General features: G+C 58.6%; 8 protein-coding genes. 7 read left to right on the top strand and 1 reads right to left on the bottom strand.

Annotation, left to right across the window (positions count from 1 at the left end; all coding sequences use genetic code 11):
- The first annotated feature begins 56 nt into the window (after positions 1-56).
- The 7 genes from cmoM to ACOI6Z_RS15030 all read left to right on the top strand — a co-directional run bounded on the left by cmoM (position 57) and on the right by ACOI6Z_RS15030 (position 10817).
- Entirely contained in the window at positions 57-857 is an 801-nt protein-coding gene (gene cmoM, locus ACOI6Z_RS15000; RefSeq protein ID WP_017899447.1) for a tRNA uridine 5-oxyacetic acid(34) methyltransferase CmoM, read from the top strand.
- Positions 854-2176 carry a chromosome partition protein MukF gene (gene mukF / locus ACOI6Z_RS15005; protein WP_002898189.1) on the top strand — a complete coding sequence of 441 codons (1323 nt, stop codon included), beginning with the start codon at positions 854-856 and terminating at the stop codon, positions 2174-2176. Before cmoM ends, mukF begins: the two co-directional genes overlap by 4 nt.
- Positions 2157-2861 carry a chromosome partition protein MukE gene (gene mukE / locus ACOI6Z_RS15010; protein ID WP_004150840.1) on the top strand — a complete coding sequence of 235 codons (705 nt, stop codon included), beginning with the start codon at positions 2157-2159 and terminating at the stop codon, positions 2859-2861. The genes mukF and mukE overlap by 20 nt, the downstream gene beginning before the upstream one ends.
- Positions 2861-7309 carry a chromosome partition protein MukB gene (gene mukB / locus ACOI6Z_RS15015; protein ID WP_065812151.1) on the top strand — a complete coding sequence of 1483 codons (4449 nt, stop codon included), beginning with the start codon at positions 2861-2863 and terminating at the stop codon, positions 7307-7309. The genes mukE and mukB overlap by 1 nt, the downstream gene beginning before the upstream one ends.
- A 201-nt stretch (positions 7310-7510) precedes the next feature.
- Positions 7511-9301, top strand: coding sequence for a L,D-transpeptidase (gene ldtD, locus ACOI6Z_RS15020; RefSeq protein WP_044521923.1), 1791 nt, complete (start codon positions 7511-7513; stop codon positions 9299-9301).
- 303 nt (positions 9302-9604) lie between these two features.
- Positions 9605-10156, top strand: a complete 552-nt coding sequence (locus ACOI6Z_RS15025) for a YcbK family protein (protein WP_004201403.1) — start codon at positions 9605-9607, stop codon at positions 10154-10156.
- A gap of 13 nt (positions 10157-10169) precedes the next feature.
- The gene (locus ACOI6Z_RS15030; RefSeq protein ID WP_023289031.1) at positions 10170-10817 is read left to right on the top strand and encodes an MBL fold metallo-hydrolase; all 648 of its coding nucleotides are present in this window, start codon (positions 10170-10172) and stop codon (positions 10815-10817) included.
- A 66-nt stretch (positions 10818-10883) separates the two neighbouring features.
- Here ACOI6Z_RS15030 and aspC read toward each other — a convergent pair whose 3' ends face one another.
- Positions 10884-12074, bottom strand: coding sequence for an aspartate transaminase (gene aspC, locus ACOI6Z_RS15035; RefSeq protein WP_023289032.1), 1191 nt, complete (start codon positions 12072-12074; stop codon positions 10884-10886).
- Positions 12075-12261 lie beyond the last annotated feature (187 nt).

A 12261-nucleotide genomic window follows, 5' to 3' on the forward strand; every position in this document is an offset into this window, starting at 1 on the left:
ATTCTCGGCGCGGGTATGACAAAATAGCGGTTTTGTGTTGGCTTGTGGAGTCGCCCGTGCAGGATCGCAATTTCGATGACATTGCTGAAAAGTTTTCGCGCAATATTTACGGCACCACAAAAGGCCAGCTGCGCCAGGCGATCCTCTGGCAGGATCTGGAGCCGCTGCTGGCGCAGCTGGGACCGGGACCGCTGAGGGTACTGGATGCCGGCGGCGGCGAAGGGCAAACGGCCATTAAAGTGGCGCAACTGGGCCATCACGTGACGCTGTGCGATCTCTCTGCTGAAATGGTGGCCCGCGCCCGCCAGGCTGCTGTCGATAAAGGTGTGATCGACAACATGCATTTTGTACAATGCGCGGCTCAGGATATTGCGCAGCACTTGGAAAGCCCGGTCGATCTGGTACTGTTTCATGCGGTGCTGGAGTGGGTGGCGGAGCCCCAGGCGGTGCTGCGTACCCTGTGGTCGACGCTGCGTCCTGGCGGCGGCTTGTCGTTGATGTTCTACAATGCTAACGGCCTGCTGATGCACAATATGGTTGCCGGTAATTTCGATTACGTACAACTGGGCATGCCAAAAAAGAAAAAACGCACGCTGTCGCCGGATTATCCGCGTGAGCCGCAGCAGGTTTATCACTGGCTGGAAGAGATTGGCTGGCAAATTGTCAGCAAAACCGGCGTGCGGGTGTTTCATGATTATCTGCGTGAAAAACGCCAACAGCATGACAGCTATGCGGCGCTGCTGGAGCTGGAGACGCGCTACTGTCGTCAGGAGCCGTACCTCAGCCTGGGCCGTTATATTCATGTCACCGCGCTTAAGAGCCAGGCTCATAGCCGCAGATGCAAGGATAAAGTATGAGTGAATTTTCCCAGACAGTCCCCGAACTGGTTGCCTGGGCCAGGAAAAATGATTTTTCTATCTCGCTGCCGGTCGACAGGCTCTCTTTCCTGCTGGCGATCGCCACCCTGAATGGCGAACGGCTGGAAGGAGAAATGAGCGAGGGAGAACTGGTGGATGCGTTCCGCCACGTGAGTGATGCGTTTGAGCAGACCAGCGAAACCATCAGCCAGCGCGCCAATAACGCCATCAACGATTTGGTGCGCCAGCGTCTGCTGAACCGCTTTACCAGCGAAATTACCGAAGGCAATGCAATCTATCGTCTGACGCCGTTGGGGATCGGGATCACCGATTATTATATCCGGCAGCGCGAATTTTCGACGCTGCGTCTCTCGATGCAGTTGTCGATCGTCGCCGGCGAGCTGAAGCGCGCGGCGGACGCGGCAGAAGAGGGCGGCGATGAGTTTCACTGGCATCGCAACGTTTTTGCCCCGCTGAAGTATTCGGTGGCGGAAATTTTCGACAGCATCGACCTGACGCAGCGCATCATGGATGAGCAGCAGCAGCTGGTGAAAGACGATATCGCGCAGCTGTTGAACAAAGACTGGCGCGCGGCGATTTCCAGCTGTGAACTGTTGCTGTCGGAAACTTCCGGCACCCTGCGTGAACTGCAGGATACGCTGGATGCGGCGGGGGATAAGCTGCAGGCGAATCTGCTGCGCATTCAGGATTCGACCATGGCGCGCGACGATCTCCATTTTGTCGACCGGCTGGTGTTCGATCTGCAAAGCAAGCTCGACCGCATCGTCAGCTGGGGCCAGCAGGCGATTGACCTGTGGATCGGCTATGACCGCCACGTGCACAAGTTTATCCGTACCGCTATCGATATGGATAAGAACCGCGTCTTCGCTCAGCGTCTGCGCCAGTCGGTACAGACCTATTTTGATGAGCCGTGGGCGCTGACTTACGCCAACGCCGACCGTCTGCTGGATATGCGCGACGAGGAGATGGCCCTGCGCGATGAAGAGGTCACCGGCGAGCTGCCTGCGGACCTTGAATTTGAAGAGTTTAACGAAATTCGCGAGCAGCTGGCGGCGCTGATCGAAGCGCAGCTGGCGGTCTATAAAGAGAAAGGAATACCGCTGGATCTCGGCCTGGTGGCGCGGGAGTTCCTGGCGCAATATCCGCGTGGGCGTCACTTTGACGTGGCGCGGATCGTCGTGGATCAGGCGGTACAGCTGGGCGTCGCCCAGGCAGATTTCACCGGACTGCCAGCCAAATGGCAGCCGATTAATGATTACGGAGCCAAGGTACAGGCGCATGTCATTGACAAATATTGAACAAGTGATGCCGGTTAAGCTGGCGCAGGCGTTGGCCAATCCGTTATTTCCGGCGCTGGACAGCGCCCTGCGCGCGGGCCGACATATCGGCCTCGACGAGCTGGATAATCACGCATTTTTGATGGATTTCCAGGATTATCTGGAAGAGTTTTATGCTCGCTATAACGTCGAGCTGATCCGCGCGCCGGAGGGCTTCTTCTACCTGCGCCCGCGTTCCACAACCCTGATTTCACGCTCGGTGCTGTCCGAACTGGATATGATGGTGGGCAAAATTCTTTGCTATCTCTATCTCAGTCCGGAGCGCCTGGCAAATGAAGGGATTTTCACCCAGCAGGAGCTGTATGACGAGCTGCTGACCCTGGCGGATGAATCCAGGCTGCTGAAGCTGGTCAACAACCGTTCCACCGGTTCGGATCTGGACCGCCAGAAGCTGCAGGAAAAAATGCGCGCGTCGCTTAACCGCCTGCGCCGTCTGGGGATGGTGTGGTTTATGGGCCATGACAGCAGCAAGTTCCGTATTACCGAATCGGTATTCCGCTTTGGCGCCGATGTGCGCGCCGGCGACGACCCGCGCGAGGCGCAGCGCCGCCTGATCCGCGACGGGGAAGCGATGGCCCTGGAAAATCACCTGCAGCTCAATGATGAGAATGAAGAGAACCAGCCGGATAGCGGGGAGGAAGAGTAATGATTGAACGCGGTAAGTTTCGCTCGCTGACGCTGGTTAACTGGAACGGTTTCTTTGCCCGGACCTTTGATCTTGATGAACTGGTCACCACCCTCTCCGGGGGGAACGGCGCCGGTAAGTCGACGACCATGGCGGCCTTCGTCACGGCGCTGATCCCCGATTTAACCCTGCTGCACTTCCGTAACACCACCGAAGCGGGGGCCACCAGCGGCTCACGCGATAAAGGCCTGCACGGGAAGCTGCGCGCCGGGGTCTGTTACTCCGTGCTCGACGTCATCAACTCGCGCCATCAGCGCGTGGTGGTCGGCGTGCGTCTGCAGCAGGTTGCCGGGCGCGATCGCAAAGTCGATATCAAGCCTTTCGCCATTCAGGGGCTGCCCACCGCTATCCTGCCGACCCAGCTGTTAACCGAAACGCTGAACGATCGCCAGGCGCGCGTGGTTAGTCTCAATGAGCTGAAAGACAAGCTCGAGGCGATGGAAGGGGTCCAGTTTAAGCAGTTCAACTCGATCACCGAGTATCACTCGCTGATGTTCGACCTGGGCGTGGTGGCGCGTCGTCTGCGTTCCGCCTCCGATCGAAGTAAATACTATCGCCTGATCGAGGCCTCGCTGTACGGCGGGATCTCCAGCACCATTACCCGCTCGCTGCGCGACTACCTGTTGCCGGAAAACAGCGGCGTGCGTAAGGCATTCCAGGATATGGAAGCGGCGCTGCGGGAAAACCGCATGACCCTCGAGGCGATCCGCGTCACCCAGTCCGATCGCGATCTGTTCAAACACCTGATCAGCGAAGCCACCAACTACGTGGCGGCGGACTATATGCGTCACGCCAACGAGCGGCGCATTCATCTTGATAAGGCGCTGGAGTATCGTCGCGATCTCTTTACCTCGCGTTCGCAGCTGGCGGCAGAGCAGTATAAGCACGTCGACATGGCCCGCGAGCTGCAGGAGCATAACGGCGCAGAAGGCGATCTGGAAGCGGATTACCAGGCCGCCAGCGACCACCTGAACCTGGTGCAGACCGCACTGCGTCAGCAGGAAAAAATCGAGCGCTACGAAGCGGATCTCGACGAGCTGCAGATCCGTCTGGAAGAGCAGAACGAAGTGGTGGCGGAAGCCATCGATCGCCAGGAAGAGAACGAAGCCCGCGCCGAGGCCGCCGAGCTGGAAGTGGATGAGCTGAAAAACCAGCTCGCCGACTATCAGCAGGCGCTCGACGTGCAGCAGACCCGCGCCATTCAGTATAACCAGGCGCTGCAGGCGCTGGAGCGCGCGAAGGCGCTGTGTCATCTGCCGGATCTGACGCCGGAGAGCGCCGACGAGTGGCTGGAAACCTTCCAGGCGAAAGAGCAGGAAGCGACGGAGAAAATGCTGTCGCTGGAACAGAAAATGAGCGTGGCGCAAACCGCGCACAGCCAGTTTGAACAGGCCTACCAGCTGGTGGCGGCGATTAACGGCCCGCTGGCGCGCAATGAAGCCTGGGACGTGGCGCGCGAATTGCTGCGCGACGGCGTGAACCAGCGTCACCAGGCCGAGCAGGCGCAGGGGCTGCGTAGCCGCCTCAACGAGCTGGAGCAGCGCCTGCGCGAGCAGCAGGACGCCGAGCGCCAGCTGGCTGAGTTCTGCAAACGCCAGGGCAAACGCTACGATATCGACGATCTGGAAACGCTGCATCAGGAGCTGGAAGCGCGCATCGCTTCGCTGGCCGACAGCGTTTCTAACGCGCAGGAACAGCGCATGACCCTGCGCCAGGAGCTGGAGCAGCTGCAGTCGCGCACTCAGACGCTGATGCGCCGGGCGCCGGTCTGGCTGGCGGCGCAGAACAGCCTTAACCAGCTGTGCGAGCAGAGCGGCGAGCAGTTTGAGTCCGGCCAGGAGGTTACCGAATACCTGCAGCAGCTGCTGGAGCGCGAACGCGAAGCTATCGTTGAACGTGACGAGGTCGGCGCCCGCAAGCGCGCCATCGACGAAGAAATTGAGCGTCTCAGCCAGCCGGGCGGTTCGGAAGATCCGCGCCTCAACGCGCTGGCGGAACGGTTCGGCGGCGTTCTGCTGTCCGAGATCTACGATGATGTCAGCCTTGACGATGCGCCGTACTTCTCCGCGCTGTACGGTCCGTCGCGCCATGCCATCGTGGTGCCGGATCTGTCGCAGGTTGCCGAGCAGCTTGAAGGACTGGAAGATTGTCCGGAAGATCTCTATCTGATCGAAGGCGATCCGCAGTCCTTTGACGATAGCGTATTCAGCGTGGATGAGCTGGAAAAAGCGGTGGTGGTGAAGATCGCCGACCGCCAGTGGCGTTATTCGCGCTTCCCGTCGCTGCCGCTGTTTGGCCGCGCCGCGCGTGAAAACCGCATTGAAACCCTGCATGCCGAGCGTGAATCGCTGTCCGAGCGTTTTGCGACCCTGTCGTTTGACGTGCAGAAAACTCAGCGTCTGCATCAGGCCTTTAGCCGCTTCATTGGCAGCCATCTGGCGGTGGCCTTCGAGGACGATCCGGAAGAAGAGATCCGCAAACTCAACAGCCGCCGCGGCGAGCTGGAGCGCGCGCTGAGCGCCCATGAAAGCGATAACCAACAGAACCGCGTGCAGTATGAGCAGGCGAAAGAGGGCGTGTCGGCGCTCAACCGCCTGCTGCCGCGCCTGAATCTGCTGGCGGATGATACGCTGGCCGACCGCGTGGACGAGATCCAGGAACGTCTGGACGAAGCGCAGGAGGCCGCGCGCTTTATTCAGCAGCACGGCAACCAGCTGGCGAAGCTGGAGCCGATTGTTTCGGTGCTGCAGAGCGATCCGGAGCAGTTTGAGCAGCTGAAAGAAGATTACGCCTATGCGCAGCAGACCCAGCGCGATGCGCGCCAGCAGGCTTTTGCCCTGGCGGAAGTCGTCCAGCGCCGGGCCCACTTCAGCTACTCCGATTCGGCGGAAATGCTCAGCGGCAACAGCGATCTCAACGAGAAACTGCGCCAGCGCCTGGAGCAGGCGGAAACCGAACGCAGCCGCGCGCGCGACGCGATGCGTGCCCATGCGGCGCAGCTTAGCCAGTACAATCAGGTGCTGGCCTCGCTGAAGAGCTCGTATGACACCAAAAAAGAGCTGCTCAACGATCTGTATAAAGAGCTGCAGGACATTGGCGTGCGCGCCGATGCCGGCGCGGAAGAGCGTGCCCGTGCGCGTCGCGATGAGCTGTACATGCAGCTGAGCAATAACCGCTCCCGTCGCAATCAGCTGGAGAAAGCGTTGACCTTCTGCGAAGCGGAAATGGACAACCTGACCCGCAAACTGCGCAAGCTGGAGCGCGATTACTGCGAAATGCGCGAGCAGGTGGTGACCGCCAAGGCGGGCTGGTGCGCGGTGATGCGCCTGGTGAAAGACAACGGCGTCGAGCGTCGTCTGCACCGCCGCGAGCTGGCCTATCTCTCCGCCGACGAGCTGCGCTCCATGTCGGATAAGGCGCTCGGTGCGCTGCGTCTGGCGGTCGCCGATAACGAACATCTGCGCGACGTGCTGCGTATCTCGGAAGATCCGAAGCGCCCGGAGCGCAAAATTCAGTTCTTCGTTGCCGTCTACCAGCATCTGCGCGAGCGTATCCGCCAGGATATTATCCGCACCGATGATCCGGTGGAAGCGATCGAGCAGATGGAGATTGAGCTCAGCCGCCTGACCGAAGAGCTGACAAACCGCGAACAGAAGCTGGCCATCAGCTCCCGCAGCGTGGCCAACATTATTCGCAAAACCATTCAGCGCGAGCAGAACCGTATCCGAATGCTCAACCAGGGATTGCAGAGCGTCTCCTTCGGCCAGGTCAACAGCGTGCGTCTGAACGTCAACGTGCGCGAGACCCACTCGACGCTGCTTGATGTGCTCTCCGAGCAGCATGAACAGCATCAGGATCTGTTCAATAGCAACCGCCTGACCTTCTCGGAAGCGCTGGCCAAGCTCTATCAGCGCCTGAATCCGCAGATCGACATGGGGCAGCGCACGCCGCAAACCATCGGCGAAGAGCTGCTCGACTACCGCAACTATCTGGAGATGGAAGTGGAAGTTAACCGCGGCTCCGACGGCTGGCTGCGCGCGGAGTCCGGCGCGCTGTCCACCGGGGAAGCGATCGGTACCGGGATGTCGATTCTGGTGATGGTCGTCCAGAGCTGGGAAGATGAATCCCGCCGCCTGCGCGGCAAGGATATCTCGCCTTGCCGTCTGCTGTTCCTCGATGAAGCGGCGCGTCTCGACGCCCGCTCCATCGCCACGCTGTTCGAGCTGTGCGAACGTCTGGAGATGCAGCTGATTATCGCGGCGCCGGAGAACATCAGTCCGGAGAAAGGCACCACCTATAAACTGGTGCGTAAGGTGTTCAATAATCACGAACACGTCCACGTGGTGGGGCTGCGCGGGTTTGCCGCGCCGCTGCCGGAAGCGCTGCCGGGAACAGCCGACGCCTCCTGAGGCTGCGGCTACATTCTGGCGGCTAAGCGGTGAAGAGGGCAACGTTATGTTGCCCTTTTTTTCTATCCAGCCCGGTATGCGAGGGTGGTATAATCTTTAAACTTCTTTACATTAGGTAAGGCAAAAGCCTTTTCGTCTTTATATACTGAAAAAAGAGCCCCAATTTTGTGGGCAGCAATGTGTGACAACAGGGGGCAAGGGATGTTGCTAAAGAAACGGTATGGTCGTCCATTGTCAGCGCTCAGCCTGAGCCTGGCACTGGCATTTGCTCCGCTGTTCAATGTCCAGGCCGAAGAGCCTGAAGTCGTACCCGGCGACAGTTCTGCGGCGCCCGCCGAGGTTTCCGCCGCGCTGGCGCAAAGCGATGGGCAATCGCCGGCGGTCGCGAAGCTGGCCGGTGAGCAGCCGCTGTCGATGGAGGCGGCGGCAAACAGCCGCGCCCAGATCGAGGCGCTGTTGCCGGCAGGGTACAAACCCGTCTTTATGAATCCGCTGGTGTCGCTGTACGCCGCCAGGGATATGAAACCGATGTGGGAAAACCGCGAGGCAGTGCAGGCGTTCCAGCAGCAGCTGGCGGAGATCGCCATCGCCGGTTTTCAGCCGCAGTTTACCACCTGGGTCAGCCTGCTGACCGATCCCGCCGTCAGCGGCATGGCGCGCGATGTGGTGCTGTCGGACGCCATGATGGGCTATCTGCACTTTATCAGCGGCATCCCCACCCAGGGGACCCGCTGGTTGTACAGTTCAACGCCGTACAAGATGGCGACCCCACCGCTGTCGGTAATTAACCAGTGGCAGCTGGCGCTGGACAATGGCTCCCTGCCGGCGTTTATCGCCGGCCTGGCGCCGCATCATCCGCAGTATGAAGCCATGCATCAGTCGCTGCTGGCGCTAGTGGCTGATTCTCGCCCATGGCCGCAGATGACCGGCAGCGGCTCGCTGCGCCCCGGCGAATGGAGCAATGATATCGGCGCCCTGCGCGAGATCCTCCAGCGTACCGGAATGCTGGACGATACCGCCAATATCGTTCTGCCCGGCGATGTGGTGAGCCCGTCGGCGAAGAAAAAGAGCAAACCTGCGGCGCGCGGCGTTTACGATCGCCAGCTGGTGGAGGGGGTTAAGCGCTTCCAGGCGATGCAGGGGCTGGGGGCGGATGGCGTCATCGGCCAGTCGACTCGCGACTGGCTCAACGTCTCTTCCGCGCAGCGCGCAGGGGTGCTGGCCCTGAACATTCAGCGTTTACGCTTACTGCCGGGCAAACTGTCCACCGGCATTATGGTCAATATTCCGGCGTTCTCGCTGGTCTATTACCAGGACGGCAGCCAGGTGCTGGCCTCGCGGGTAATTGTGGGGCGTCCGGATCGCAAAACGCCAATGATGAGCAGCGCGCTGAATAACGTGGTGGTCAATCCGCCATGGAACGTGCCGCCAACCCTGGCGCGCAAAGATATCCTGCCGAAGGTGCGTAACAATCCAGGCTATCTTGAGCAGCATGGCTACACCGTCATGCGCGGCTGGAACAGTAAAGAGACCATCGATCCTTATCGGGTCGACTGGTCGACCATCACCGAGAACAACTTACCGTTCCGTTTTCAGCAGGCGCCCGGAGCGCGTAACTCGCTCGGACGCTACAAGTTCAATATGCCGAGCTCCGATGCCATCTACCTGCACGATACGCCGAACCATAACCTGTTCCAGAAGGATGTTCGTGCGCTCAGTTCCGGCTGTGTGAGGGTGAATAAGGCTTCGGAACTGGCCAATATGCTGCTGCAGGATGCGGGCTGGAATGACACGCGTATTTCCGATGCCCTGAAGCAAGGGGACACGCGCTATGTCAATATTCGGCAAAATATACCGGTGAATTTATATTACTTAACGGCGTTTGTGGACGCTGATGGACGTACACAATATCGAACAGATATTTACAATTACGATATCACCGCGCGATCCAGCGCACAAATTCTGACGAAAGCTGAGCAATTAATCAGGTAAATGAAGTAGTTCAATGGATTTTGTTGTCCTAGCACTGGGTAAAAAAGGGCGCTGCTCCTCTGCAGCGCCCGATTTTCCTGGGGTGAGGCTGCCTTGACGTTGGCAATAATGCCCGGTAAGGTGCCTTTCGTGCGCCAGAAGTGCATATACATATCATTCCGCTCAATGCGTGACGCAGTCAGCGCGAACGCTCTCTTTTGCCGGGCAGCATCACGGCTGTGGCGAGCGATGGCGTGCTGAGGTTCAGCATCGCGCAAGGCGGAAAAAGTATATAACGATTCATTGACTGTAGACCTGATTATCATGGACAAATTTGACGCTAATCGCCGCAGATTGCTGGCGTTGGGTGGTGCTGCGCTGGGTGCTGCCGCCATTCTCCCTGCGCCGGCATTTGCCACCCTCTCGACCCCCCGTCCGCGTATTTTGACGCTGAATAACCTGCATACTGGTGAATCACTCAAGGCGGAGTTTTTCGATGGCAGAGGCTATATTCAGGATGAATTAGCAAGACTTAACCATTTTTTCCGTGATTACCGCGCGAATAAAATTAAGTCCATCGATCCAAATCTGTTCGATCATCTTTATCGGTTGCAGGGACTACTTGGCACCAACAAACCTGTCCAGCTTATCTCTGGCTATCGTTCCCTCGATACCAATGATGAGCTTCGCGCACGAAGCCGTGGTGTAGCAAAACACAGCTATCACACCAAGGGGCAGGCAATGGATTTCCATATTGAAGGTATTTCGTTAAGCAATATTCGCAAAGCGGCGTTATCTATGCGCGCAGGTGGTGTAGGATATTACCCACGTAGTAACTTTGTGCATATTGATACCGGTCCCGTAAGGCACTGGTAACGAAAGGAGCGTCATGAACTATCGTATTATTCCGGTTACCGCGTTCGCGCAGAACTGTTCTCTTATCTGGTGCGAACAAACCCGGCTGGCGGCGCTGGTCGATCCTGGCGGCGATGCTGAACGTATCAAAGCGGTGGTGGCGGAGGCTGGCGTCACGCTGATGCAGATCCTGCTGACGCATGGCCATCTCGATCACGTCGGCGCCGCTGCGGAACTGGCGCAGCATTATGGCGTACCGGTTATTGGTCCGGAAAAAGAAGATGAGTTCTGGCTGGAAGGATTACCGGCGCAAAGCCGGATGTTCGGCCTGGAGGATTGCCAGCCGCTGCGTCCGGATCGCTGGCTCAATGAAGGCGATGTGGTTAATGTGGGGAATGTGGCGCTGCGGGTACTGCACTGCCCGGGCCATACGCCGGGTCACGTGGTCTTCTTTGATGACGCTTCCCGACTGCTCATTTCCGGAGATGTGATTTTCAAAGGCGGGGTGGGGCGCAGTGATTTTCCACGCGGCGACCATGGACAGCTGATCGCGGCCATTAAGGATAAGCTGTTGCCGCTGGGCGATGACGTGACCTTTATTCCCGGCCATGGTCCGCTGTCGACGCTGGGTGAGGAACGCCGCAACAACCCGTTCCTGCAGGATGAGATGCCGGTCTGGTAACCGACCTGACGCGAACGTAAAAAAGGCCGCATTCGCGGCCTTTTTCTTTATAGCGAATAATATCGCTTACAGCACGGCGACGATGGCTTCACACAGCGGCGCCATGTTGTCAGGCGTCATGCCGGCCACGTTGATACGGCCGGACGCGACCGCATAGATGGCGAACTCTTCACGCAGACGCAGCACTTGCTCTTTAGTCAGGCCGCTGAACGAGAACATACCGTTCTGCTTGCTGATAAAGCTGAAGTCGCGGCTCGCGCCTTTCTCCTGCAGGGTGTTGACGAACAGCAGGCGCATACGCTGGATGCGCTGGCGCATATCGGTCAGCTCCTGCTCCCAGATTGCCCGCAGCGCATCGTTGCTCAGGATGGTCGCGACCACGGACGCGCCGTGCGCTGGCGGGTTGGAGTAGTTAGCGCGGATCACCGACTTCATCTGGCTGAACGCGCGGTCTACGGTCTCCTGATCGGCGGCGACCAGGGTGCAGGCGCCGACGCGCTCGTTGTACAGGCCAAAGTTTTTCGAGTAGGAGCTGGCGACCAGCAGCTCTTTATGCAGAGCAGCAAAGGCGCGCAACCCTTCAGCATCTTCTTCCAGACCGCGGGCGAAGCCCTGGTAGGCGAAATCGAACAGCGGCAGCCAGCCTTTCTCGACCGACAGCTGCGCCAGCGTCTGCCACTGTTCGAGCGTCGGATCGATACCGGTCGGGTTGTGGCAGCAGCCGTGGAACAGTACCACGTCGCCCGCCTGGGCTTCGTTCAGGCTGGCCAGCAGACCATCAAAGTCCAGCGCGTGGTTAGCCGCATCGTAGTAGGCATATTCACGTACTTCCAGCCCGGCGGAGGTAAACACACTCTTATGGTTTGGCCAGCTTGGATTGCTTACCCACACGCGTTTCACGTCGGTGTTTTTGGCGAGGAAGTCTGCGGCGACGCGCAGCGCACCGGTACCGCCCGGGGTCTGCGCGGTGCGGGCGCGTTTATCGGCGATAATCGCATTGCCTTTACCGAACAGCAGCTCCTGGGTGCAGCGACCAAATTCAGGAATACCATCGATGCCCAGATAGTTTTTAGTCGTTTCATTTTCCAGCAGGTACTGCTCTGCTTTTTTGACGCTGGTCAGAACGGGTGTTTTACCGGTTTCATCCTTGTAAACACCAATTCCGAGGTTAATCTTTTCAGGGCGGTCATCGGCACGAAACAGATCGGCCAGACCTAAAATCGGGTCGGCTGGGGCGGCGGTAATGTTCTCAAACATGACGAGGTTCCATTGTGATTACTGAAGGGAAATCCGCTATCAGGTTAACGGGAGAACAACGAATTGCCAACCGTTTGCGATAAAAAGCGCGAAGGTTTTCGAAAGATACGATCTTTGCCTCAGGAATAGAGAAAAGCAGGACCGAAGTCCTGCTCTGAAGGCATATCACGAAGGGGTGTACTGCAGA

The organism is Klebsiella sp. C239 (genome assembly GCF_048822715.1).
Classification (GTDB): domain Bacteria; phylum Pseudomonadota; class Gammaproteobacteria; order Enterobacterales; family Enterobacteriaceae; genus Klebsiella; species Klebsiella quasipneumoniae.

Coding starts and splice junctions, on each gene's coding strand:
- mukB (WP_065812151.1), top strand. CDS start 2,861: ATGATTGAACGCGGTAAGTTTCGCTCGCTGACGCTGGTTAACTGGAAC.
- aspC (WP_023289032.1), bottom strand. CDS start 12,074: ATGTTTGAGAACATTACCGCCGCCCCAGCCGACCCGATTTTAGGTCTG.
- ldtD (WP_044521923.1), top strand. CDS start 7,511: ATGTTGCTAAAGAAACGGTATGGTCGTCCATTGTCAGCGCTCAGCCTG.
- mukE (WP_004150840.1), top strand. CDS start 2,157: ATGTCATTGACAAATATTGAACAAGTGATGCCGGTTAAGCTGGCGCAG.
- ACOI6Z_RS15030 (WP_023289031.1), top strand. CDS start 10,170: ATGAACTATCGTATTATTCCGGTTACCGCGTTCGCGCAGAACTGTTCT.
- ACOI6Z_RS15025 (WP_004201403.1), top strand. CDS start 9,605: ATGGACAAATTTGACGCTAATCGCCGCAGATTGCTGGCGTTGGGTGGT.
- mukF (WP_002898189.1), top strand. CDS start 854: ATGAGTGAATTTTCCCAGACAGTCCCCGAACTGGTTGCCTGGGCCAGG.